Origin of the sequence: Mesorhizobium sp. ESP6-5 (genome assembly GCF_020164695.1) — a bacterium.
In the GTDB taxonomy this organism is placed as follows: Bacteria; Pseudomonadota; Alphaproteobacteria; order Rhizobiales; family Rhizobiaceae; genus Mesorhizobium; species Mesorhizobium australicum.
In genome coordinates this window covers 116,651-140,081 of the sequence record NZ_JAIUGR010000014.1, presented here as the reverse complement: position 1 = coordinate 140,081, position 23,431 = coordinate 116,651, and the positions used below count along the sequence as shown (strand labels likewise).

General features: G+C 64.5%; 23 protein-coding genes. 4 read left to right on the top strand and 19 right to left on the bottom strand.

The features are described from left to right. The first annotated feature begins 9 nt into the window (after positions 1-9). Positions 10-294 (top strand): hypothetical protein, encoded by a 285-nt coding sequence (locus LB524_RS22655; RefSeq protein WP_224530275.1) that lies wholly within the window; start codon positions 10-12, stop codon positions 292-294. A gap of 217 nt (positions 295-511) precedes the next feature. Continuing rightward, the gene (locus LB524_RS22650) at positions 512-1,207 is read left to right on the top strand and encodes a DUF1194 domain-containing protein (protein WP_224530274.1); all 696 of its coding nucleotides are present in this window, start codon (positions 512-514) and stop codon (positions 1,205-1,207) included. A gap of 30 nt (positions 1,208-1,237) precedes the next feature. Here LB524_RS22650 and LB524_RS22645 read toward each other — a convergent pair whose 3' ends face one another. The 3 genes from LB524_RS22645 to flhA are packed head-to-tail and all read right to left on the bottom strand — an operon-like array spanning position 1,238 to position 4,459. Then, positions 1,238-1,621 (bottom strand): hypothetical protein, encoded by a 384-nt coding sequence (locus LB524_RS22645; protein ID WP_224530273.1) that lies wholly within the window; start codon positions 1,619-1,621, stop codon positions 1,238-1,240. Position 1,622: 1 nt separating this feature from the next. Then, positions 1,623-2,375 (bottom strand): flagellar biosynthetic protein FliR, encoded by a 753-nt coding sequence (gene fliR, locus LB524_RS22640; protein WP_140619428.1) that lies wholly within the window; start codon positions 2,373-2,375, stop codon positions 1,623-1,625. Beyond that, positions 2,372-4,459 (bottom strand): flagellar biosynthesis protein FlhA, encoded by a 2,088-nt coding sequence (flhA, locus tag LB524_RS22635; RefSeq protein ID WP_015315887.1) that lies wholly within the window; start codon positions 4,457-4,459, stop codon positions 2,372-2,374. The genes fliR and flhA overlap by 4 nt, the downstream gene beginning before the upstream one ends. Positions 4,460-4,574: 115 nt before the next feature. Between flhA and LB524_RS22630 the strand changes: the two genes are divergently transcribed. Both LB524_RS22630 and LB524_RS22625 read left to right on the top strand, forming a co-directional pair. Next, positions 4,575-4,874, top strand: a complete 300-nt coding sequence (locus tag LB524_RS22630) for a putative quinol monooxygenase (protein WP_015315888.1) — start codon at positions 4,575-4,577, stop codon at positions 4,872-4,874. Positions 4,875-5,108: 234 nt separating this feature from the next. Beyond that, the gene (locus tag LB524_RS22625; protein WP_140875236.1) at positions 5,109-6,890 is read left to right on the top strand and encodes a chloride channel protein; all 1,782 of its coding nucleotides are present in this window, start codon (positions 5,109-5,111) and stop codon (positions 6,888-6,890) included. Positions 6,891-6,912: 22 nt separating this feature from the next. On the opposite strand, the gene LB524_RS22620 is transcribed toward LB524_RS22625, so the two are convergent. From LB524_RS22620 to LB524_RS22545, 16 genes are all read right to left on the bottom strand, one after another. Next, positions 6,913-8,556: an MFS transporter gene (locus tag LB524_RS22620; protein WP_224530272.1), complete on the bottom strand. Its 1,644-nt coding sequence runs from the start codon at positions 8,554-8,556 to the stop codon at positions 6,913-6,915. A gap of 377 nt (positions 8,557-8,933) precedes the next feature. After that, entirely contained in the window at positions 8,934-9,200 is a 267-nt protein-coding gene (fliQ, locus tag LB524_RS22615) for a flagellar biosynthesis protein FliQ (protein ID WP_013893193.1), read from the bottom strand. Between the two features lie 13 nt (positions 9,201-9,213). Further along, entirely contained in the window at positions 9,214-9,621 is a 408-nt protein-coding gene (gene flgD, locus LB524_RS22610; protein WP_140619436.1) for a flagellar hook assembly protein FlgD, read from the bottom strand. Beyond that, positions 9,621-10,064 carry a flagellar biosynthesis repressor FlbT gene (flbT, locus tag LB524_RS22605; RefSeq protein ID WP_224530271.1) on the bottom strand — a complete coding sequence of 148 codons (444 nt, stop codon included), beginning with the start codon at positions 10,062-10,064 and terminating at the stop codon, positions 9,621-9,623. Before flbT ends, flgD begins: the two co-directional genes overlap by 1 nt. After that, positions 10,061-10,408: a flagellar biosynthesis regulator FlaF gene (flaF, locus tag LB524_RS22600; protein ID WP_015315893.1), complete on the bottom strand. Its 348-nt coding sequence runs from the start codon at positions 10,406-10,408 to the stop codon at positions 10,061-10,063. The genes flbT and flaF overlap by 4 nt, the downstream gene beginning before the upstream one ends. Positions 10,409-10,436: 28 nt before the next feature. Further along, positions 10,437-11,480, bottom strand: a complete 1,044-nt coding sequence (locus tag LB524_RS22595) for a flagellar hook-associated family protein (RefSeq protein WP_015315894.1) — start codon at positions 11,478-11,480, stop codon at positions 10,437-10,439. A gap of 3 nt (positions 11,481-11,483) precedes the next feature. Beyond that, complete coding sequence (gene flgK, locus LB524_RS22590) at positions 11,484-12,938, bottom strand: flagellar hook-associated protein FlgK (protein WP_015315895.1); 1,455 nt, start codon at positions 12,936-12,938, stop codon at positions 11,484-11,486. Between the two features lie 27 nt (positions 12,939-12,965). Continuing rightward, positions 12,966-14,225 carry a flagellar hook protein FlgE gene (locus tag LB524_RS22585; RefSeq protein ID WP_224530260.1) on the bottom strand — a complete coding sequence of 420 codons (1,260 nt, stop codon included), beginning with the start codon at positions 14,223-14,225 and terminating at the stop codon, positions 12,966-12,968. 79 nt (positions 14,226-14,304) lie between these two features. Beyond that, a complete protein-coding gene (locus LB524_RS22580) occupies positions 14,305-14,973 on the bottom strand; it encodes a response regulator transcription factor (protein WP_015315897.1) in 669 nt (222 codons plus the stop codon). A 222-nt stretch (positions 14,974-15,195) separates the two neighbouring features. Then, entirely contained in the window at positions 15,196-15,783 is a 588-nt protein-coding gene (locus LB524_RS22575; protein WP_181171169.1) for a transglycosylase SLT domain-containing protein, read from the bottom strand. Next, positions 15,713-17,092: a flagellar hook-length control protein FliK gene (locus LB524_RS22570; RefSeq protein WP_224530258.1), complete on the bottom strand. Its 1,380-nt coding sequence runs from the start codon at positions 17,090-17,092 to the stop codon at positions 15,713-15,715. The genes LB524_RS22575 and LB524_RS22570 overlap by 71 nt, the downstream gene beginning before the upstream one ends. Then, the gene (locus tag LB524_RS22565) at positions 17,089-18,456 is read right to left on the bottom strand and encodes a chemotaxis protein MotC (RefSeq protein WP_224530256.1); all 1,368 of its coding nucleotides are present in this window, start codon (positions 18,454-18,456) and stop codon (positions 17,089-17,091) included. The genes LB524_RS22570 and LB524_RS22565 overlap by 4 nt, the downstream gene beginning before the upstream one ends. Then, positions 18,453-19,823 (bottom strand): MotB family protein, encoded by a 1,371-nt coding sequence (locus LB524_RS22560; protein ID WP_224530254.1) that lies wholly within the window; start codon positions 19,821-19,823, stop codon positions 18,453-18,455. The genes LB524_RS22565 and LB524_RS22560 overlap by 4 nt, the downstream gene beginning before the upstream one ends. Beyond that, positions 19,820-20,440: a hypothetical protein gene (locus LB524_RS22555; protein WP_140721456.1), complete on the bottom strand. Its 621-nt coding sequence runs from the start codon at positions 20,438-20,440 to the stop codon at positions 19,820-19,822. Before LB524_RS22555 ends, LB524_RS22560 begins: the two co-directional genes overlap by 4 nt. A gap of 3 nt (positions 20,441-20,443) precedes the next feature. Next, entirely contained in the window at positions 20,444-22,093 is a 1,650-nt protein-coding gene (fliF, locus tag LB524_RS22550; protein WP_224530250.1) for a flagellar basal-body MS-ring/collar protein FliF, read from the bottom strand. Positions 22,094-22,219: 126 nt separating this feature from the next. Beyond that, positions 22,220-23,290: a flagellin gene (locus LB524_RS22545; protein ID WP_224530244.1), complete on the bottom strand. Its 1,071-nt coding sequence runs from the start codon at positions 23,288-23,290 to the stop codon at positions 22,220-22,222. Positions 23,291-23,431: the final 141 nt, after the last annotated feature.

The following is a 23,431-nucleotide window of genomic DNA, read 5'->3' as shown; positions in this document are numbered from 1 at the left end:
GGGTGCCGGGTGTCTGAGATCAGAGCCAATTTGCTGCTGCTGTTGGCAGCCGCTATATGGGGCCTCGCCTGGCCCGATCCCTTCCGTGGTGCAGTGCTCGCCAGCCGGTTGCCGGCAATGCTAGCGACAACCGTAGCCCTCGGGGGGACCTTCCCGCGGGTCTGGTTGGGCGAGTCCTTCGCGGCGCTCGCCATGCAACTGACTTTGCTGGGCTGTTACCTTCTATGGACCAAGGCGGATCTGCTGCTGCTCGGCGCGCGGAGCAAGGTTCTTCGCGAGATTTCCACATGTTGAAAAATAACTGTTTGAGAATGCCCGTCTTGAGGTGGAGAATAACATGTTGGGTAGTATGCATCGGGGCGTAGGTGCCCTGTCCGTAGCGGCTTCTTTTCGCGAGCAGGCGTGCGCGATATGCAGGGGTACCCTGATATCGGGGACAGAGCGGTCAGCCGAAGGGCCAGCAAAGCGTGCCGGCCTATTTTTGGCGCTGGTGGGGACACTTGGAGCTTCGATGGTTTGGGCGCCGCAGGCCTGGGCGGCCAACGTCGATGTTGCCGTAGTATTCGCTGTCGATTTCTCATCCTCGGTCGATCCAAAGGTCGCCGATCTACAGCGCGAAGGGCATGCTGCGGCACTTACTTCTCCAGAGATCATCGCCGCCATCACGCGCAATTACGTCGGCTGCATCAGCGTTGCCTACTTTGAGTGGTCAAGTCCCGGACACTCACGCGTCGTGCTGCCGTGGACAAACATCTGCGGGCTGGAAGACGCCAGAGCGGCCGCATCGGTGATCAGCAAGAAAGGAGATACCGGCTTCGCCCGTCGGGGGCGGAGCGGAACGTCCGTATCGTCGGCTATTGATGTCGGTGCCCTTCTGCTCGACCAGTTTCCGGGAACGGCAGCAAAGAAAGTAATCGACATCTCAGCCAACGGCGAGAATAATGATGGGCTTCCTGTTCAGCCGAGCAGGCTGAACGCCGTTGCCAAGGGGTATACAATCAACGCGATTGCCATTCCAACGCAGGATGAGGATCCCGATCAACCGTTGGCATCCTATTTTGCCAAATCGGTCATTGGCGGCTCCCAAGCCTTCGTCATAACGCCGAAGGGACCGAGTGACTATGTGATGGCCCTTCGCCGCAAGCTGGTTACGGAAGTAAGCATGGACGTTAGCCGGCAGGCGGATGGACTCTCTACGCAACATTGATGAGTTCGGGCAACGTTCCGGCTCCGCCAATTACTCCTGTCCCCGCTTCTGCGCGATCAGGTCAAGCCGCTCGCGGTCTGATGTCTCGCGCTCGTCGCGGTTGCGCAGGTCCCTGTAGGCGCGCTCGACCATGTTCGTGCGGGCGGTTGCCGCGGCGATGAGGCCGACTTCCTGCCTGGCGCTTTCCAGGCTCTCCTCCTGGCGCACGACGGCTTGGGCGATGCGGCGATGATAGAGATCGGGGAACAGGCTGGAGAGGGAATTGTCCTGGTCGAAATGGCTGATCAATTCGCGGGCCTCGGTCTCGGCGGCGCTTGCCGCGGTGACGAAGGTGGCGTGGCGGGTTTCGTGCAGGGCTTTCAGCTGTCCCTGCACCTTGACCAGTTTCCTCAGACGATCCTTGCGCGTGCTCATGTCACCTCGCCAGCGTGAGGTCGACGAAGCCGTCGACGAACAGCGACAGCATGGTGCCGGCGGCGAAATAGAAGATCAGCATGCCGCCGGCCATGACGAAGGGCTGCGAGATGAAATAAATCGGGATCTGCGGCGTCAGCTTGTTGACGAAGCCGATCGTCAGATTGACGAGAATGGCGTAGGCGACGAACGGGCTGCCGAGGCGGATGACCAGGAAGAAAGTGTCCGACACGGTGTCGGTGATGTCGACCAGCGCCGCCTGCGGGTTGAAGAAGACGTTGACCGGCGCGACCGTGTAGGACGCCACGAGGGCGCGGACGATCTCGTGATCGAAGTCGAAGACGAACAGCATCAGCAGCGCCGAGAACGAAATGATGGCGGCAAGGGCTGCCTGCGGCTCCGGTTCCTCGATCGCCGGTCCGCCGGAACCGCCATAGCCGATCAGCATGGCGATGGCCGAGCCCATGAAGCGAAGCGCCTCCATGTAGAGCCTGGTCATCGCGCCGATCAGCCCGCCGACCAGCAACTCCGAGATGATCATCGGCACCAGGATCTGCGGACGTGGATCGACGAAGGGAAAGATCTTGTCCCACAGGAAGGCAAGCAGGCCGCCGGTGGCGGCGATCGCGACGAACAGCCTGACCTGGACCGGGACGCGGGCGCTGGACAGGCCAGGCATCAGCATGAAACAGGCGCCGATGCGGCAGAAGGCGAGGAACGCCGCGATGACGACGGCCTGCGAGAGAACGCTCACGATATGGTCCCGAGCACCCTGATCTCGACGCCCTTGGCGATTTCGACATGGGAGAGCACCGGCAGCGTGGTGAACAGGCGCTCGATGATCATGCGCACATAGGGGCGGGCGTCGGGCGCGGTGACGAGGACAAAACGCTCGCCGGCTTCGAGGTGTTTCTTGATCGCCTTGGTGGCGTCCTGGCCGAATTCCTCCAACTGGCGCGGATCGATGTCGAATTCGCGCACCTCGCCCTTGGCGTCGCGCTTGAGGCTCTGGTGGAAGGCAAGGTCCCAGCGGTTGCCGAGGCGCAGCACCTTGAGCACGCCGCCTTCGGAGAGGTCGCCGCAGATCTGCTGGGCCATGCGGATGCGCACATGCTCGACGATCTGCTCGGTGCGGCGCACATGCGGCGCGATCTCGGCGATGGCCTCGATGATGAGATGCAGGTTGCGGATCGAGACGCGTTCGGCAAGCAGCAGCTTGAGCACCGCCTGCAGGCCGGGATAGGAGATGTGGGTGGTGCAGATCTCGTCGGCGAGCTTGCGGTATTCCTGGTCCTGGCGTTCGAGTAGCGCCTTCATGTCCTTGTAGGACAGGAGCTGCGGCAGGTTGTTGCGGATGACTTCCGAGAGATGGGTGAGCAGCACCGACATGTTGTCGGCGAAGGTGAAGTTCTCGCGCTTCAGATCCTCGGCGAAGGTTTCCATGACGGAGTAGGCGCGCATGCCGAAGGCGGGCTCGCGAATCTCCTCGCCGGGGATTTCGGGTATGTCGCGGTTGCCGAGCAGCACCATGATCTCGCCGACGCGCATCGAATATTCGGCGACCACGGTGCCGTGCACCTTGATCTGATAGCTTTTCGGTGGGATGGCGAAGTCGTCGGCGACACGGACTTCCGGCACGACGAAGCCGTATTGCTGGGCGAATTTCTTGCGCATCTTGGACATGCGGAAGACCAGTTCCTGGTGCGAGACCAGGAGCCGGGTCGAAAGCTGCTTGCCGATCAGGAGTTCGATCTCGGCGGTGGCGAGCGAGGCCTTGACCGAGTTCTTCTCTTCCTCGGCCTTGCTCGCTTTTTCCTGGCTCTTCAGCGCCTCGGCCTCGGCGACGGCCCGGTTGTGGCGCATTGGAATGACATAGCCGAGGCCGGCCATGCCGGCGGCGAGCGCGAAGAACGGGAACAGTGGCAGGCCGGGCATCAGGCCGAGCAGCACCAGCAGTGCGGCCGCCACGTAGAGCGCGCGCGGATGGGCGCCGAGCTGGCCGAACACGGCCTGGTTGGTCGAGCCGCGCGTGCCGCCCTTGGAGACCAGCAGGCCGGCGGCGAGCGAGACGATGAGCGCCGGGATCTGGGTGACGAGACCGTCGCCGACCGACAGCTTGATGAACACGTCGGCGGCCTCGCCCATGCCCATGCCGTGCCTGATGTAGCCGATGGCGATGCCGCCGACGATGTTGATGGCGGTGATGATGAGGCCGGCGATGGCGTCGCCGCGGACGAATTTCGAGGCGCCGTCCATCGAGCCGAAGAAGGAGGATTCCTCTTCCAGTTCGCGGCGGCGCAGTTGCGCGGTCTTGTCGTCGATCATGCCGGCGGAGAGGTCGGCGTCGATCGACATCTGCTTGCCGGGGATGGCGTCGAGGGTGAAGCGCGCGCCGACCTCGGCGATACGGGTGGCGCCTTTGGTGATGACGATGAAGTTCACCACGATCAGGATCATGAAGACGATCAGGCCGATGACGAAATCGCTGGCCATCACCAGCTTGGAGAAGCCGGCGATGACATAGCCGGCGGCGTGCGTGCCCTCATTGCCGTGCGACAGGATCATGCGCGTGGTGGCGATGTTGAGCGACAGGCGCAGCATGGTGGCAATGAGCAGCACGGTCGGGAAGGACGAGAAATCGAGCGGCCGCTGGATCCACAGCGCCACCATCAGGATCAGCACCGAAAGCGCGATCGAGAAGGCAAGCCCGATGTCGATGAGAAAGGCCGGGATCGGCAGGAACAGAACGGCCAGGATGACGACGATGCCGAGCGCGAAGAAGACGTCGCGGCCGTTCTTGGCCACCGCGCCGGGCTGGATGCTTTCGCTGATCGCCATTCTCGTCCTCGAACCCCTGGGCTGCCGAGCATGCGACAGCCCGGCGAGGGTAGCTGGCCAAGCTTGCGCGAGGGTGGGAGAGTGACGGGATCGACTCTCTCGCGAAGGACACTTCATGCTGCTGATCATCGGTACGATCCGCCTGCCGCCCGACAGGCTTGACGAGGCAAGGCCGGTGATGGAGCGCATGGTTCGCGCCAGCCGCGCCGAGGACGGCTGCCTTGAATATTCCTATGCGCAGGATGTGCTTGATCCCGGTTTGATCCGGATCACCGAGGTGTGGCGCGCCAGACCGGCCCTGGATGCGCATTTCCGCTCGCCGCATCTTGCCGACTGGCGCGCGAGCTGGCCGGGGCTCGGCATCGGCGAGCGCAATCTCGTGCTCTACGAGGCCGGCGAAGCCATGCCGACCTGAGCGGTCCGGCGCCCGGATCCTTGCCGCGCTCCGGCTCGGTGTACGCATTGTGCTGAAAGGGCACGGTTAGTTCGCAACTGGCGGGCAGCCCCGCCCGCCCAAGGCGGGAAAGGCCGGATCGGGCGGTTTCGCGGCCATAATGGCGCCTTTGATGTCGGCATTGTGGTTGTCACGACGTGCCGCCCGGCGTATCAGGCGGGTCTTCCTTTGCCTTGATATCGGCGAGCCGCCCCGGTGCTTTCCAGAAACCAACCCCAAGTCTACGCCCGCCGGCTGCGCGCGGTTCTTTTGAGGTCAGTCCCTCTTCTGGAGGCGCGCGGCATCGCCGTGGTCATGCTGGCGGGCGTTATCGGCGTCATGGCCGGCATACTGGTCACCGCGATGAGCCAGATCGTACAGGACCTGCACGGGCTGCTGTTCGGCGTCCAGCCCGGCGGGCGCCTGTCGGGCATGTTCTCGCTCGCCAATCCGATACAGGCGCTGATCCCGGCGATCGGCGGTATCCTGCTCGGGATATCGGTGGTCTGGCTGAGGCTCCGGAAATTCCGCACGCCGGTCGATCCGATCGAGGCCAACGCGCTCTATGGCGGGCGCATGTCTCTGACCGATACCTTCATCATCGTCGTGCAGACGATGATTTCCAGCGGCTTCGGCGCTTCGGTCGGTCTGGAGGCGGGCTACACGCAGGTCGGCTCAGGCGTCGCCTCACGGCTGGCGCGCGCTTTCCGGTTGCGCCGCAACGACGTCCGCATCCTGGTTGGCTGTGGTGCCGCCGGCGCCATATCGGCCGCCTTCGACGCGCCGCTGACGGGCGCCTTCTACGGTTTCGAACTGGTCATCGGCATCTACTCGGTCGCCAATGTCGCCCCTGTCATGACGGCCGCGATCTCGGCGTCGCTGACGGCGGAAGTGTTCGGCGGCGTGCCCTTTCCGCTCGAGCTTTCAGGGTTGCCGCAACTCACCGCCAGCCAATATGTGCCTTTCCTGTTGCTCGGCCTGCTTGGCGGTGCTGCCTCGATCGCCATCATGCAACTCGTGACGTTGATCGAGCGTGGGTTCAACCGCCTGTCGGTCGACGCCTCGCTGCGCCCCGTCATCGGTGGTGTGCTGGTCGGCCTCCTCGGCCTGATCACGCCGCAGGTCCTGTCCAGCGGCCACGGCGCGCTGCATCGCGAGTTCGCCATGAATTATGGGCTGGCGGTGGTGGCCAGCGTCTTCGTGCTGAAGCTGGCGGCGTCGGCGATCTCACTGGGTTCGGGCTTTCGCGGCGGATTGTTCTTCGCCTCGCTGTTCCTTGGTGCGCTGCTCGGCAAGTCGTTCGCCGGTGTCATGGCGCTCGTGTCGCCGGCGACCGGGATCGACCCCGCCGTCGCCGCCGTTGTCGGCATGACGTCGCTTGCCGTCGGCGTCGTCGGCGGGCCTCTGACCATGACCTTCCTGGCGCTGGAATCGACCCGCGACCTGACGCTCACCGGCGTGGTGCTGGCCGCCTCGATCATGGCGGCGATCCTGGTGCGCGAGACCTTCGGTTATTCGTTCTCGACCTGGCGCTTCCACCTGCGCGGCGAGACGATCCGCAGCGCCCACGATGTCGGCTGGATGCGCAGCCTGACCGTCGGCTCGATGATGCGCGAGGACATCAAGACCGTCGATGCGTCGACGACGCTGGCCGCCTTCCGCAAGGAATTCCCGCTGGGCTCGGCCCAGCGCGTGATCGCCGTCGACCCGGGGGATGAGTATGTCGGCGTGCTGATCGTGGCCGAACTGCACAGCGATCCCTCCGGGGGCGAGGTGCCGGTGCGCGACCTTGCCCAGTACAAGGATGCTGTCCTGGTGCCCAGCATGAACGTGCAGGCCGCCGCCGAGACCTTCCAGCGCGCCGGCGCCGAGGAACTGGCCGTGGTCGAGGACTTCGCCGACCACATCGTGCTCGGGCTGCTGACCGAGGGCCATTTGATGCGGCGCTATGCCGAGGAACTCGAAAAGGCCCGCCGGGACCTGTCGGGAGAGGGGTAGGCGCCGCGAACCTTTGAATTCGTCAGTGCTCGATCGGCCCCTTGGCCATCACCAACGCGGTGCCGGCGGTCGTCGGACGCTCGATGACGCGGCGCACGCGCGGCGGCTCGTTGCCCGAGTGCAGCGCCCGCAAGCGTTCGCCGACCATGGCGTCGGCTTGGGTGATGCGACCGTTATGCCTGACATATTCGAGCCAGGTCGGCGTGTGGTAGTGCTCGATCCAGATCTCCGGATTTTCGAGATCGCGCGCCAGTGTCCAGTTGCGGGCGCCGTCGCGGCGGCGGATGCGGCCGCGCTCGGCCATGGTGGCGAGGAATTCCGCCTCGTCCTCGTGCCGGATGATGTATTCGATCATAATGGCGATCGGACCGCTGCGCGGCTTCAGGTCGAGTGCCAGGTGGGGCTCCTTGAAGCGGTTGAGCGGGTCGAGGTTGAGCACCTGCTGTTGCGGCAGCGGCAGCACGAGGCCGATGGCGCCGCCGGCCAGCATGGCGATGGCCGCGGCGATCAGCGCCGTCTCGGCGCCATGCGCGTCGGCGACGACACCCCAGATCCAGCTGCCCAGTGCTATGCCGCCGAAGGTTGCGGTCTGGTAGACCGACAGAACCCGGCCGACCACCCAGCGCGGTGTCGCCATCTGCACGGTGACGTTGAAATGCGAGAGCGCGATCACCCAGCAGGCACCGCCGACCAGCAGGCCGAGCGAGGTCTGCCAGGCATGCTGGCTGACGGCGGCGTTGAAGGCGCAGGCCGCAAAGCCGGCGAAGGCACAGCGCACCATCGTCTCGCTGGAGAGCAGCTGCCGCAGCCGCACGCTGATCAGCGCCCCGCCGACGGCGCCGATGCCGAAGGCGCCCAGCATGATGCCGTAGGTCAGCGCACCGCCCTTGACCACATCGCGCGCCACCAGCGGCAGCAGCGCCAGCACCGCGCCGGCGCTGAAGCCAAAGGCGGCGCCCCTGACCAGCACCTTGCCGATATTGGGCGACATGGCGACGTAGCGCAGGCCGGCGCCCATGGCGGCCCCCAATGACTCGCGCGGCAAGGTCGAGGCCGGTAGATCCGGCTTCCAGCGTGCCAGCACGACGATAAGCCCGACATAGCTCACCGCGTTCGCCGCGAAGGCCGCGGCCGCGCCGGCGGCCGCGACGATGATGCCACCGATTGCCGGGCCGACGCTGCGTGTCAGGTTGAAGCCCATGGAATTCAGCGCCACGGCGGCAGGCACCTTGTTGCGCGGAACGATGTCGCCGACGGAGGCCTGCCATGACGGGCTGTTGAGTGCCGTGCCGCTGTCGATCAGGAAGGTAAAGGCCAGCAGCGTCCACGGCGTGATCAGGTCCAAATAGGTGAACGCGGTCAAAAGCACCGAAACGACCAGCATGAAGGTCTGGGCGACCAGCATCACCTTGCGGCGATCGAAGCTGTCGGCGATGGCGCCGGCGACAAGCGCGAACAGCATGATCGGCAAGGTGGTCGAGGCCTGGACCAGGGCGACCTGATAGGGCGAGGTGGCTATGGTGGTCATCATCCAGGCGGCGCCGACGCCCTGGATCAAGCCGCCGAAATTGGAGACGAGGCTCGCGCCCCATACGGCCCGGAAGATGCCATGCCGGAACGGCGCCAGCGCCGAGACGCTTTCGCTATCCGGCTTCTCGTCAATCATGGATGGGTTCCTGCCACGGCGCGCTGATCCTTGCGGGAATCCGTTTCCCCGCATGATTTGCCGAAACTATGGCATCGCGGCGCAAAGGGCGAATGCCTTGCAGGGAAGATCATGGTCCAACAAGGGGATAGCGAAGGGCCACACGCTGGCGCCGCCACCGCAAACCGTCGCGCCCTGAATGGCACTCCACAGCATGTCGCGGCGAACAGGATTCGCCCGACCTTGCTGTAAGCTTCTGATTCTATACAGGTCGTTGTTCCGGAACCGGGAACCACTTCCGGGCGAAATGCACTAGCCGCAACCCGGACGCCTGCTAGCTGCGTTTCATCCCGGCGCAAATCTGGGCGGAAGCGTCGAGCACCCTTGCTGGAAATCGCTCAGAAACCGTTCTGGATGCGCTCGAAGATGACATTGGTGAAGGCCGATATCTGGCCGCCGATGAAGGGACCCGTAAGCGCCACCACCAGCATGATGGCGACGATCTTGGGCACGAAGGTCAAGGTGATTTCCTGGACCTGCGTCAACGCCTGGATCAAGGCAATGCCAATGCCGACCGCCATGGCGACCAGGACCACCGGAGCGGATGCGGTCAGCACCGTCCACACCGCATACTGGACGATGTCGAGTGCGTCGGCCTCATTCATGTCGGCGGTTGGCCTAGCTCGCCGGCTTGATCGACACGCCCGCGCCGACAGGGACCGTGGTGCCATCCTGCAACACCGCGATCAGTCCGTTGCTGCCAAGCGTAACCGACGCCACCGTGCCCGTTGTCTTGCCATCGGCCGAGGTGATGTTGCGGCCTATGAGAGCGTCGGCCTGCGACAGCGCCGAGGACTGCATGATCTGGTCGAGCTTGGTGTTGGTCTGCACCGATTGCTCGACCTGGGAGAAGGTGGCGAGCTGGGCGACATACGCCGTCGAATCCATCGGCTTGGTTGGATCCTGGTTCTTCATCTCCGCGATCAGAAGCTTCAGGAAGGACTGATAGTCGACCGCCGTCTTCGAGGTCGACGTGGTGGCCTGGTTGGCGCCAACCGGCACCGTCGTCGTCATGTCCACGGTCATCAGTATCGTGCTCCCACGGCCAGCGGGCGCGCGGCGCCCGGAACATCGTCATTGCCGCCAAGCGCGCGGCGTTCGAGAGGATAAAGCGAGCGGATCGCCTTCAGGGCCTCGTAGATGTGATCCTCGCCGACCATGCGGTCGACCTGTTTCAGCGCGCTGCCGATCTCGGCGTCTTCGAAATTTGCAATGAGCAGTGGCAGCGAGCGACGGAACATCTCGCGCGCTTCGTCGGCGCCAGCGGGGTTTATCAGCATGACCTGCACGATGAAATAGAGCTGCCGCAATGGCGTCGACGCGTCGTCTGCTTGGATCACATGGCTCTCGAGCAGGAACTGCACGTCGTTCATCAGCTCGATGGTGACCTTGCGGTCGACGCGGATGACCGCGCCGTTGATGTAGATCTTCTCGTTGGGCTTCAGCGATAACTTCAACGTGTTGGTCATTGAATGCCGTCGCGGATGATCTGGGATACTTCGATCAGCCCCTCGAAATTGTCGGTGCGGCCCTGGCGGATGTCCTCGGCCTCGCGCAGCAGCCACAGGCCGATGGAGATCAGGTTGGCGCGCAACTCCTTGGGGAGTGCATTGTCGCTGGAGCCGAGATCCTCGACGAAGGTGGTCCAGACGCGATTGGTGAAATGCAGCGCCTCGACCGCCTCCATCGAATGCTGGCCTGCCGCGGCGGCGGCCGACAGCATGTCGATCGAGCGGGTCAGGAGGTCCCGCTCGCGGTCCTTGGCGTCCGCGACGGAGGTGCTCTGAACGTCGGCGTAGGAGAATTGGTACATCGGTGGCTCTACCGTTCCGCTGGAGGTGTCAGGTCAGGTAATTCAACAGGCTGAGCTGCTGCAGGCGCGCCGTCAGGGCGAAAGACGTCTCGATATGCTGCGTCAGATTGGCGACGCGGGTCGCCGCTTCCGCCGGATCGACTGCCTCTAGATCCAGAATGTGGCGTTCGAACAGGTCGATCTGCGTCTTCATGCGGTCGCTGGCATCGGAGACGCGCTTCTGCACAATGCCGGTCTGGGATTGGACCTGGGCGATGCCGCTCAGCGCCTCGCCGACCAATTTCTGCGAGTGGTCGATGATAGTGTCCTTCGCCGCCTGGCTGATGTTGGTGGACATCAGGCTGGAGACCAAGGCCGCCGCCATGGCGAGCTTCCTGATGCCGTCGCTGTTGGCCCCGGTCGAGGTCTCGGTGGTTTCGTTGAGCGCGATGCGGCTGACGATCTGCTGGTCGGTCGCATTCGACATGTTGGTCTGCCAGCCCGCGCCGAGGAACTGCGGCGTGACATCGTTGGTGATGAAATCGTCCATCTGGGCCGCGGTGATGTTGGCCGCGGCCGGGTCACTGGGCGGGAAGCCGAACTTGGCGACGAAGGAGGCGTCAAAGGCAGCCTTGGCGGGAGAGCCGGCGGCGGTGAAATCGTTGATCGGCTTGACGTCGGTGTTGGTGCCAGCGAACAGATATTCGCCGTTGACGCTGGTGTTGAGGATCGACGTAAGCTGCTGGATCGTTGTCTGGCCGGTCGATTGGGTCAGGCTGTCGGAGTTGTCGCCCGACGACGCGGTGGTCAGGCTGGACAGGAAAGTCTGCGCGACGCTGGAGAGCTGGCCGAGCGAGGTCTGGGTGGATGAGAGCCGGGCGGCCACCAGTCCGTTGGAATCGACAACGACGTTGAGCCGGTCGAGGTCGCGCGAAAAGGTGACGGACTGGGCGGTACGCCCACCAAGTGCCAGACCGACATCGGCGACCTTGCCGGTCGAGGACTCTTTCGTGGCTTTGACGAGATCGGCCTGCATGCGCATCTGCTGATAGCGCATGGCATTCGTAAGGGCAGCAGAGGAGACAAAGGTCATGGCTTATCCCACCGCGCTCAACAGCGCCGTCATCATGTCGTCGATGGTCTTCATCATCCGGGCGGATGCCTGATAGGTGTGCTCGAGATCGAGCATCAGCGACATTTCCTGATCGACATTGACGCCCGTTGCGTTGGACAAGGCATCGGCACTGCGCTGTGCCAGGGCTTCCTTGGCGTCGGCGGCGGTCGAAGCCTGCTGACGAACGCCCTGCAACCAGCCGATCGAATTGGCGGCGTAGTCGGCAACGCTGGAGGTTGCCGAAATCCCGGCCAAGGGATCGAACGTCATCGGCTTGTCGAGCTGGTCGCCATAGGCGACCAGAAGGTTGGAGTATGAAGCCCCGCCAGTGGTGTTGGCGACGTAGGCGACGCCATTGGCCCCCCCATCGCGCAGCAATGTCGGGTTGCCGCCGGTGCTGGGATCCATCGCGGCATTGATCTTGATCGTTCCAGCAAGGCCGTCGACGAGCGTGCCCGCGGCTGGCACCGCCGGTGCGCCCGACCAGGTGAACAGGCCCGCCGCATTGGGCATCGACGGTGCCGTTTCGGCAAAGGCGGTGATCAGGCCGCGCGCGGTTTCGTCGAGCTGGCTCTGCATGGTCGAGGCGACGCCGTCGCGCAATTGCAGCAGGCCGGCAATGGTGCCGCTGGCGGTGGTGTTGCCGCCGCTGCCCGCCGAGACCGGTACGTTGTCGATATAGACCGTGTTGCCGGCCGCACCCGCGGCGTACCCCGAAGACGGGGCGAAGCTGACGGTGCGTGGGATCGTCTCGAACAATGTCGTGCCGTCACCCGTGGTGATGACCATGTCGTTGTCGCCACGCGTGAAGGTCGACACCGGAATGTAATTGGCGATCTTCTTCAACAATGCGTCGCGTTGGTCGAGCGCATCGGAAACGTCGGTGCCTGAACGGGTTCCGGACATGACCGCGGTGTTGGCATCCTGGAACTGGTTGAGCAGCGAGTTGAGATCCTTGACGGCGGTATCGATCTGGCCGTCGGTTTGGGTACGAAAATCCTGAATGGCCTTGGAGCCTTCATTCAGGGACCGCACGACCTGTTTGGCCGCGTCGATGACGCTCGAGCCAAGATTCTGGTTGGACGGTGAGGTGGCGTACAGCTGCAGCGCCTGCTGCAGATTGCCGATCGCTGTCGAAGGCGAGGAGGCGTTGTCGACGCCATTCACCGATACGTCGAGCTGATCCATGCCGTTGTAGAGCGCGCTCTGGCCGGCATAGGCGGACAGAGCGCCGAGGTTCTGGCGAAACAGCAGGTCGTTGGCCGCACGCTGGACATCAACCGAACGCGCGCCGGGCGTCGTGCTGGTGACCAGCGCGATGCGGCGCGAATAGTTCGGATTGTCGGCGTCTGCCACGTTGCGCGTGACGACGCTTGTCTGCCGCGAGGTGGCCAGAAGCGCCGATTGGGCGATGCTCAGTGCGGAGGAAAGCGACATGCTGGTCTTTCACGGGCGAAGCCCGGTTTATCTCTTCAGGTTGACAAGGACGTCCATCAGGTCGGAACCGGTCTGGAAGACTTTGGAATTGGCGGTGTAGCTGCGCTGGGCCGCGATCATGTCGGTCAATTCCTCCGCGATATCGACGTTGGAATTTTCGAGCGCGCCCGAGATGATCGAACCGGCCTTGCCTTCGTTGGCAAAGCCGACACGGACCGCACCGGAGTCGGTGCCTTGCGCGTAGACATTGCCAGGCAGCGCCTTGAGCTGGTCGGGGCTCTGCACGTCGGCCAGCGGAATTTTGTAGAGCGGCTTGGAGGTGCCATCCTTGTACTGGGCGTAGATGGTGCCGTCCTTGCTGATCTGCACCTTGTCGATGGTGCTCGGCGCGTTGCCGTTCACCTGGGCGTCGGTGACGGTGAAGCCGGTGCCGAGCTGGGTCAGCGTCGACAGGTCGAGGGCAAGGCTGGCGCCGCCCGGTACGGTGAATGAAATGCCGGTCGGGGTGCCGGTGAGCTTGCCGGTGGTGGTATCGAAGGTCAGGTTGGCCGTGCCCAGGGCGCCGCCGGCAGCGTAGGGGAAGCCAGTTCCGGCTGTCGCCTTCGACTGGTCGAAGACCGCCACCTCCCAGGTGCCTGCGCCGGTGTTGGTGAAATAGACGTCGAGCAACTTCTTGTTGCCGAGATTGTCATAGGCGACCATCGACGACTTCGAAGTATACTGCGCTCCCGCCGAGTTCGTGCTGGGCAGGTTGATGGCAGCGACCGGTGTCGCACCTGCCGGCAGATTGCCGCTGAAATTGCCTTGGGTGCTCGGCGTCGCGGTCAGTCCCTGGTCGGAGATGACAACCGGCTCGAGACCTTCGAAGCCGTTCACCGTGGCCGCCGGCGTGCCATTGGCGTAGCTGTAGGCCATCAGCTGGAAACCGGCGGCATTGACCAGCCGGCCCTGTGCGTCGGGGACGAAGGCGCCGGCGCGGGTCAGGAAAGGCGTGCCGCTTGGATCCTGGACGACGAAGAAACCATCGCCGCTGACGGCAAGGTCGGAGACCGAGGTCGTGTATTGAAGCACGCCCGGATCGCTGACCGCCTGGCGGATCGTGGTGGTGACGCCGCCGGAATTATAGGCGCCACCGGTCGACGGCATGATCAATGTCGAAAATTCGGCCGAGGACCGCTTGTAGCCGGTGGTATCGGAGTTGGCGATGTTGTCGGCTGTCGTCGACAGGCGGTTCGCCTGGGCGTTCATGCCCGAAACGCCGGTCCGCATCATTCCGTAGAGGCTCATCGAGATGTCTCCGCAATATCCATGCCACTGGCTTCGAGGCTACGCGTCCTGTCTTGCGCGAGGCTGGCGCGGTGCCGCATCAGAACACGAGCCGGTAGCCGAGGAAGCGCTTGGAATCGATCGGGTCGGTGCCCAGCTTCTCGCGCAGTTTTTTGCGCAACTTGCTGATGTGGCTTTCCACCACGTTCTCTTCGACCTCTTCGTCGAAGATGCCGTAAATGGCATTGAACACCTGGGTCTTGGTGACGCGGCGGCCACGGTTGCTCGCCAGATATTCCAGGATACGGCGCTCGCGGCGCGGCAAGGGCAGCGGCTGCCCGTCGATCTCGGGATCGCGGCCGTCCATGAAGATGCGCATGGCGCCGATCTCGGTATAGGCGACGTCCTCGCTGGCGCGGCGGCGGATGGCGGTGATGCGGGCCAGGATTTCGCGGATGTGCACCGGCTTGCGGATGACGTCATCGACGCCGCTCTCGAACAACCGCAGCGTGTTTTCCAGCGAATGCTGCTCGCTGAGCGCAATGACCGGAGCTCCGGTGCGGTCGCGGATCTGGCGCGGCGAGATCGCGCCGTCGCGACAGTCGCCGATCAGGAAGGCCCGCACCGATCGCAGATCGGTGTCGGCGGCCGAGTTGACCCACTCGCCGAACTCGCCCGGCGCGAAACCGGCGCAGGCGATCCCCTCGCGGTCGAAAAGTGAATTGTAGCCCTCTGTCACGAGCTCTCGCTCGTCAACGATAACGATCATCGGCCCCGCCTCCGAATCAGCACATTTGCCCCGTGGGGAAAGGCGTATCCGCTGGCGGGAATCCTGAACAACCGTCATTTCTTGTAACTAGTTTCTTGGGAGTCCGGAATCGCATCGGTTGCATTAGCGTGCAGCCAGATATGCTTGGGGCCCAAGTCTCGGCCAAGTCGAATCGACCGCTTCGCAGCCACGGGACTGATGTATTAGAAGTGGAAAATGCGCTTACGGGTTGCAGAAGGCGCGTGCGTTCGTGGTCCATTTGCCGAAGCCGGTGGCCACCATGTTGGCGATCACCCTGCAGACATAGACCTTCTGCGCCGGGTCGTTGTCGGGTCCGGCATGATAGCGGGCGACGGCCATGGACCAGGTCTCATGGCGGGCATGGAGGCTGGCCAGGAAGCGTGCCGCGTAGTCGACGTTCTGGCGCGGGTCGAGCATGTCCTCGACGCTGCGGAAATGCGAGGCATGGTAGTGATGGTTGATCTGCATGCAGCCGAGATCGATCAGCGTCTTGCCCTCGCGCTGGGCGTTGGCGAAGGCGGCAAGCGCTTCGTCCCGGCTTCTCGGGAAGACTGCTTTTCCCTCTATATTCAAGGCATTGGGTTGAAGGCTGCCCTTGTTTCCGGTTTCCGTCAACCCGACGGCATAGAGGATGCCGGCAGGCACGCCATAGCGGTCGGCGGCACGCAGGATCTCGGGTTCGCAAGGATTGGTGGCGGCGCCTGCGCTGCTCGCGAGGCTAGATAAAAACACCGCCGCCAGCGCGCTCGCGAGAAGGCGAAGCGGCGCGGCCATGTGCTTGCGCTTCATCATGATTACCCCTTGCGGATTGCTGACCTGACTGCTGGCCGCCGGTTCCACTGTTGCCGCCGCCGGAATTTCCGGGCTGGAAGGATGACGGATCGCGGCCGGGTGCAGCGCTCATCGAGGCGGTTGCATCCGTGCGGGTTGTAGAGGGAATTGCTACCGAAGGTTGCAGAATGGTGACCTTGTCAACCTCGAAGCCCAGCCCGCGCAGCGACTTGACGATCGCCTCGCTGTCGCTGGAAAGCCGGCGATAGGCATCGTGTGTTTCGGGCTTCAATTCAATCGACAGTTGTTCTCCGGAGAGCCGAAGATGGGCCGTGACCATGCCCAGTTCGGCCGGGTGAAGTTCGATCTTCAACACATGTGTCGGAACGGCAACAGAGCCTGTCAGCTGAGCGGTCGCGGAGGCCGTGGAAAGCGCCTGGTTCGGACCGCCATCGGCTGAAATGGCGCCGATCACGTTGAGGGCTGCCTGGCTTATCGGTGCCTGCGGCGGGGCGGGGAAGCTGCGCTCGGAAACGACGTCGATGCGTGCCGCCGCCGACTGCTGTTTTCCCGGCTCGGACCGCAACGCGGACTGGAGATCGGCGATCGATTTCAACTGCGGCGCCGCCTGCTTCGTCTCCACGCCCGGAACGTCCGCAGGCGCCTCGGGCAAGGGGCCGGCCGTGACCATACTGTCATGTTTAGGGGCGCCGGCGGCATCGCGAATGAGCCGGCCGTCGAGTTTCGTCAACGGTCCGTCGACCAGCGATACCCGCTCGGGCTTGGCCATGGGTTCGAGACCGTCACGCCCGGCGGCGGATTTCTGCCGGTGGGCCTTCGGCGGAAGCTGTCCAACGACCGCGGCGTCCTGTCCCGTTCCGGCCGCGCTCTGGCCGGCCGTTTTGGTCGATGTCGAGAAATGGCGCAGGTCATGAAACGCCATCAGCAGCGCTAGATGCTCGTCGAGTGGCGTCGCGCCCGATTCGGCGGCCGGCGCGTCGGCATCGGCATCCTTGTCCGTCCCGGCGTCCTTGCCGTCCTTCATGGATTTCGCGGCAGACGATCCGCTCGGCGTGGTCCTTGCCTTGCCGGCGGGCCTAGGCTCGTCCTCGCCTGCCTTTGCCGCGAGCTCCGCGGCAAGCTTGCTCCACCGCGGATCGCGGGAGCCTGGCTCGGCCGGTGGCTGCTTCTCCGAATGGGCAGGGCTTGCGCCGCCGTGCACCATCCCTCCGAACCCGGTGTCGTCCTTCTTTCCGGACGCGGCCGGCTGCTCGGCCGTGCGCGCGGCGGTAAATCCTGGCAGGGCTGGGCCGAGGCTGGGGGTCATTTCGGGGCGGCTCCAAGCATCTGGTCGATCAGGTCTAGCTGTCGACGGGTTTTCGTCATGGCGGCGTCGGTCGGGTCTGTCGTGTCGGCGGCGGCCGCGACCGCCGGGGCCGATGCCGGCAGGACGATTGCCGGGTCGGTTGCCGGCGCGGATGTGTTCGGCGCAGCGGGCGCCGCCGCCTGGGGCGCCACGGCCGGCTTCTCGGACACGGCACCCTCGACGGGTGGCAATCCGGCGGCATCCGTGGTCGATGCAGCCGCAATTTCGGGTTCGGGCGATGGTACGACCGGCGCGGGCGCCGGATTTGCGACCGGAAGAAAAGCAGGCGGCGCCACCACTTCGCCGGCGATGGCCTGGGCCGCGTCGAGCAAGGCCCGGTCGCCGTCCGATAATTTGCTGCGGTCGATCTTGCCAAGTTTGGTGCGCACGTCCTCGATCGTATCGGAGGTCACCGTGGACAGGCTGGAATAGAGCAGGGCGCGCGGATCGCCCTGATTGGTGTTGCCGTCGCGACCCTGTTCGGCCCGCGCCGAGGCGAAGGCCGACAAGTCACTCATGCCGTCAATCGCGGCGCGGCGCGCGATACGCAGATAGATCACCTTCTCGCGCTCGGGGTCCATCATCGAGGTGATGTCGGCCAGCTTGTCCTGGCTGATCGACATATGCAGTGCAATGACGCCGGAGACGAAGGAGTCGGCGAACTGGCTGGCGTAAGGCGAATAGAGGTAGCGCTCGACATATTGGGTGGAGGCAAGCGCGAACCGCGCCGCGTCGCCCTGCGTCACGGCAATGCCGACCGAGCGCCGCAAGGCCGCTTCCTCGACCAGAGTGCCGGGGCTGAGCAGCTTGGCTTCATCGAGCAGCGTGAGTGCGGCCGCCGGCTGATCCGTGGCAAGCAATGAGCCTTTGACCAAAGCGAGGAACGCGCCGAGGTCGCCTGGCAGGGTCATCGGGTCGATCGGCCTCAGGGCTTCGATCGCCTCGCCTGGCCGGCCGTTCAGATAGTCGATCACCCCTTTGGCCATGGCAAGGTTCCGCGGATCGGAGGCGGCGCGCGATACGGCCGCCTCGACGGTCACCGGATTGCCGCCGCTCATGCCGTAGACCAGCAACGCGCGAAAATTCTTGGGATCCTTGAAATCCTCGGCGTCCGCCGCGCGCAAACGCGCATCGGTCATCTCGAGCAGCTTGGCCTGCATCGGCATCGCGGCATGATCGCCGGCCGCGATGCGGTCCTGAACGAGCTGCAGCGAGCGGACCAGCTGATAAGGCTGCAGCGTGTCCTGGGCGAGGCCCGCAGACGGACAAGCCGTGGCCAGCAGCAACAGGCCTATCATGCGGCTGGTGAGCGCCGCCCGTTTCATCCGCCGGTTGCCATCAGGATCTCGATGCGGCGGTTGGCCGCCGACAGCGGATCAGCCGCATCCTTGGGCTGGCGATCGGCGAAGCCGGCAACCTCGGTGATGCGGCGTTCATCGACGCCGCCACGCACGAGCATGTAATAGGCCGAGTGCGCGCGCGCCGTCGACAGCCGCCAATTGTCGTAGCTGGCACCGCGGAAGGGACGCGCATCGGTGTGACCGTTGATGCTGATGGTGCCTTTCTGGCCGTTGACGATGCGGCCGATCTTTTCCATCGCCAGTACCAGTTCGCGGCTCGGCACCGCCGAGCCGACCTCGAACATGCCGAAGTCGAGCTGATCGGTGATGGAGATGACGACACCCTTGTCGGTGGCTTCCACCGAGACGCCGTCATGCAGCTTGTCGCCGGGCTTGAAGGCATCGGCCAGCTGTTGCTTGACGTCGGCGGCGGCCTTCAGCGCGGCGGCGGTCGGAGCCTTGTCCGCCGCCTCGGATTGTGTGGCCTCCTGCATCGCAGCGGTCGTGCCCGCCTTGGCCATGTCCGCGGCCTTGCTGTCTCCAGCCTCGGCCTTGGTATCGCCGGCCTTGGCATCAGCAGTCTTGACCATTGTCGCCGCGGCGTCCTTGCCATCCCCGGCCAGGGGCTCCAGTGGCGCATCCTTGATCGGCGGCGCCGGCGGCACGGCCTTGACCTTGGCGATTTGTGTCTCGGCAGCCTTGTCGCCGGGCTTGAGCGGATCGCCCTCGACCCTGGGGCGCTGGGCACTCGCCTCGGCGCCGGGCGCGGCGACCTGCTGCGACCAGAAGTCCGGCTCGAAAGGATCGCGGTAGGACGCGCCCCCCGAGGCGCCCGTCGCCGGGCCGGAACTCTGCGCGCCGCCATCGCCCTTCTGGCTGACATTCTGCATGACGCCGGTATCCGTGGCGATCTCCGAAAGCACCGCATAGGGGTCGGCGAAAAGATGCTCGTCGGACTGTTGCGACTGCTGCGGCTCCTGCTTGTCCTGTTTGCGATTGGACGAGCCCGCGGCGCCGGTGCCGTCCTGTCCAGCCTTGGTGGTCGCTTCCTGCGGGTCTTCGGCCGTCGGCCCGGCCGTGCGCGGTCCATTGCCGAGATCCTTAAGGCCCTTGCGGCTCGATTCGCGGTCGACCAGCTTGACGGGGTTGAAATAGCTGGCGACGGCCGTCTTGGTCTGTTCGTTGGCGGCATTGATCAGCCACATGACCAGGAAGAAGCACATCATGGCGGTCATGAAGTCGGCGAAGGCGATCTTCCAGACGCCGCCATGATGACCTTCGTCGTGGTCGTCATGGCCGCGCCGCACGATTATGATCTCGTGCCTGCCATGATCGGCTTCGGCGACGCTCATGACAGGACCTCGGACAGGGTTGCCGACCATTCGGCCATGCGCGTCTCGAACACGGCCTCTTCGATGGTGACCATCAGGTCGAAGCCGGGCGCCTCGATGAAGTCGAGGTTTGCGGCGCGTGACCCAAGCGACGCCTTCAGCGTTTCGAACAGCGAGAGCGGCCCGCGAACGGCGATGCGCACCGCTTCGCCATCGCCAACGGCTTCGCGGATCGCGCCGGCGAGCGCTTCGAGCGAGCGCTTCCGCAGATCGTCGCTGACAACGCCGCCGATGATGCGGGCGACCGTGGCGGCGACAAGATCCGTCACGCGCGCCTCCATGGCGTCGATGCGCGACGAGACCGCCTTGCCGACATCGCCGCCGAAACTGTCGAGAAAGGCCTTTGCTTCCTCGGCATTTGCCTGGCGTTCCGCTTGCAGCGCTGCTTCATGGGCCGCGGCAAGCCGTTCGCCGAGCGCCGCCTCCGCCTGGGCAACGGCTTCGGCGATCAGCGTGCCGATATCGGCCGTCGGTGCTGCCGCCTCGGGCTTGTGCTCGGCGGTGGCCTGCGGCTGGCTGGCGCGTTGCGCGCGCGTGCCGAAATCCGGGAGAAGATCAAAGAGGGCTGCGGAGGGCATGGTCTACGCCGCGACTTCCTGGGCCGCCCATTTGCGCAGGATCTGCGCGGTGCGTTCCTCGTTGATGTCGACCATGCGGGCAAGCCGCTCCTGCGGAGCCGGCCTGATCTTCTGGCGCAGATCGTCGAGCGGGGTGGCGCCGGCACGCGTGCCGGGCAGAGCGCCAATGGCGGCACCCGCATCGGCGGAAGCGGCTGCCTCCGGGGTGGGCAGGGAGCGCTGGACCTCATCGAAATTGGGGCCTGCTATAGCGGGCGTCGCCTTTGCCGTCAGCGCGGCCGCCATCGGCCGCAGGCCGAAGAAGGCGACCAGGAACACCACCACGATGAAGGCGCCGGCATTGATCAGCGTGCCGGCATGCTGGCCGATGGAATCGAGCATTCCCGCCTGTGGCACCGCCTCGCCGTCCAGCCCGTCGATGAACTCGACCGCCGAGACGTCGATGACGTCGCCGCGCTTGTCGTCGAAGCCGGTGGCGGAGCTTACCATCTTCTGGATTTCGGCGACGCGCTTGGCGATCTGGTCCGGTGTCGCGTCCTTGCCCAGGATCGTCTTCAGCCGGTCCTGGTTGACGACGACGGCGATCGACATCTTGGTGACGCTGTAGCCATTGGAGACGGTGGCGATCTTCTTGGAGTTGATCTCGTAGTTGGTGATCTCCTCCTTGCGGTCGTTGGCCGAGGAGGTCTGCGGACCCTCGGTGCTGGCCGCCTGCGTCTCCGGCAGGTTCTGCTCGACGCTGGCCGGGGTCGAGGCCTGTTTCTGGTTGCTGTTCTCGTTGGCGCGCACCGATTGCACCGAGCGCTCGACACGGGACTCCGGATCGAAGATCGTCTCTTCGGTCTGGCGGGTGTCGGTGTTGACATCAGCTTTTACGCTGGCGCGGAAATTGTCGGGCCCGAGATAGGGCGTGAGCGCGCGGCGAATGTTGTCGCCGATCTGCGCCTCCACGGTCTGCTCGACGCCGAGCGTGCGAGCGGCACTGGTGTTGGACGGATCATCGCCCGCGGCCAGCAGATTGCCGTTGGAATCGAGCACCGTCACCTTGTCGGCCGACAGGCCAGGGACTGCGGCGGCGACGAGATGGCGGATCGACATGGCGCTCTTCTCCGCATCGATGCCGGCGTAGCGGATGACGACCGACGCGGAGGGCTGCTGTTCGTCGCGACGAAAATTGGCGCGCTCGGACATGACGATGTGAACGCGCGCCGCCTTGATACCCGATATCGACTGGATGGTGCGGGCGATCTCGCCTTCGAGCGCGCGCACCCGGGTGATCTGCTGCATGAAGGAGGTGAGGCCCATCGCGCCGACATTGTCGAACAATTCGTAGCCGGCATTGGCGCTGGTCGGCAGACCCTTTTCGGCAAGCAGCATGCGCGCCTGCGCCGTGGTGCCGGCCGGAACCAGCACGGAGGTTCCGTCGGCGCCGACGTCGAAGCCGATGCCGGCCTCGCCCAGCACCAGGCCGATCTGGTTCACGTCGGAGCGATCGAGCCCGACATAGAGCGTGTCGTAGGCCGGGCGGTTGAGATAGACTGAGGCAATGCCGATGACGCCCATCACCAGGACGGCGATGCCCGCCAGCATGGCCAGGCGCCTGACGCCAAAGCCGCGGAGATTCGAGATGATGCTCTGGATCTGTTCCGGCACGATTGAGCGACTCCCAGCATGACTGTCCGCCGGAACACTAGCTCCCGAAGCTTGTGCGAAAATGAAATCGGGCCGCGCTTGCGGCGCGGCCCGTGAATTTCGAAGTATCCGTCAGCTAGGCCAAGGTTAGCCGTTCTTGAACAGCGACAGGATCGACTGCGAGGAGCTGTTGGCGATCGACAGCGACTGGATGCCGAGCTGCTGCTGGACCTGGAGCGCCTGGAGGCGGGTCGATTCCTTGTTCATGTCGGCATCGACGAGCTGGCCGACGCCGCGATCGATCGAGTCCATCAGGCTCTGCGTGAAGGTCTTCTGCAGGTCGATGGAGCTCTTGGCCGCACCGAGAATGGTGGCGGAGTCGGTCAACTGGCTCATGACCTTGTCGATCTTGCCGACCATCTGGGTGATGATGTCGTCGGTCACGCCGGCCGCGGTGATATCGAGGTTGTATGCGGAAACATTGTCGATCCTGGGAACCACCGCCCCGGCCGCGGTCTGGCCGGCGGTGTTGGCGGCAATGTCCGTGCCCCCGCCGGCGATTGCGGCCGCATAAGCGGTATCATACAGGTCCTGGGCCGCCGCCGTGGAATAGACCGAGGTCTGGCGGTCAAGCGTGCCCTGGTTCTTGACGGCGGTGGAGAGACCGGAATCGAACAGCTTGGTGCTCTCTACATCGATGTCGATCGTCCCGAGCGAGATGGCGCCCGACGATGAGCGATTGAAGGACGACACGATCTTGGCGTTGGCCTGGACGCCATCATTGGCGGCGGCGACCTGCGTCGATGTCACCGAAAGATAATTCGAGCCCGAAAAGGTGGCGGCATCGGCAAAGGACTTCATCTGCGCCTGGAGTGCGGTGATTTCAGTCTGCGTCTTTGCCTTGGCGGCACCCGTCTGGCCGATGGTCGAAAGCAACTTGGTCTTGATCTTGCCGATCGTATCCAGCGCATTGTTCATGCCGGTATAGGCAGTGTCGACTTTCGAGGCGCCCAGGCCGAGCGCGTCCTGGACTGTCGACAGCGCCTGGTTGTCGGAGCGCATCGTCGTGGCGATCGACCAGTAGGCGGCGTTGTCGGAGGCCTCGGAGACCCTGTAGCCCGTCGAGATTCGGGACTGCGTTTGCTCGAGCGACTTGTTGGTGGCGTTAAGGCTTTGAAGTGCGGTCAACGCCGCGGCGTTCGTCATGATGCTCGCCAAGAAACTCGCTCCTTTTTCCAGACCGGTCTTTCTCAAACCGGCGTTGCCCTCGCGAGCCGCTCGACCCGCTCGTGGATTACCGTCACCCGATCGGGCCGATTCGGCAATCCGTTGTAAGTCATTGGTTAACCATGACTAGCG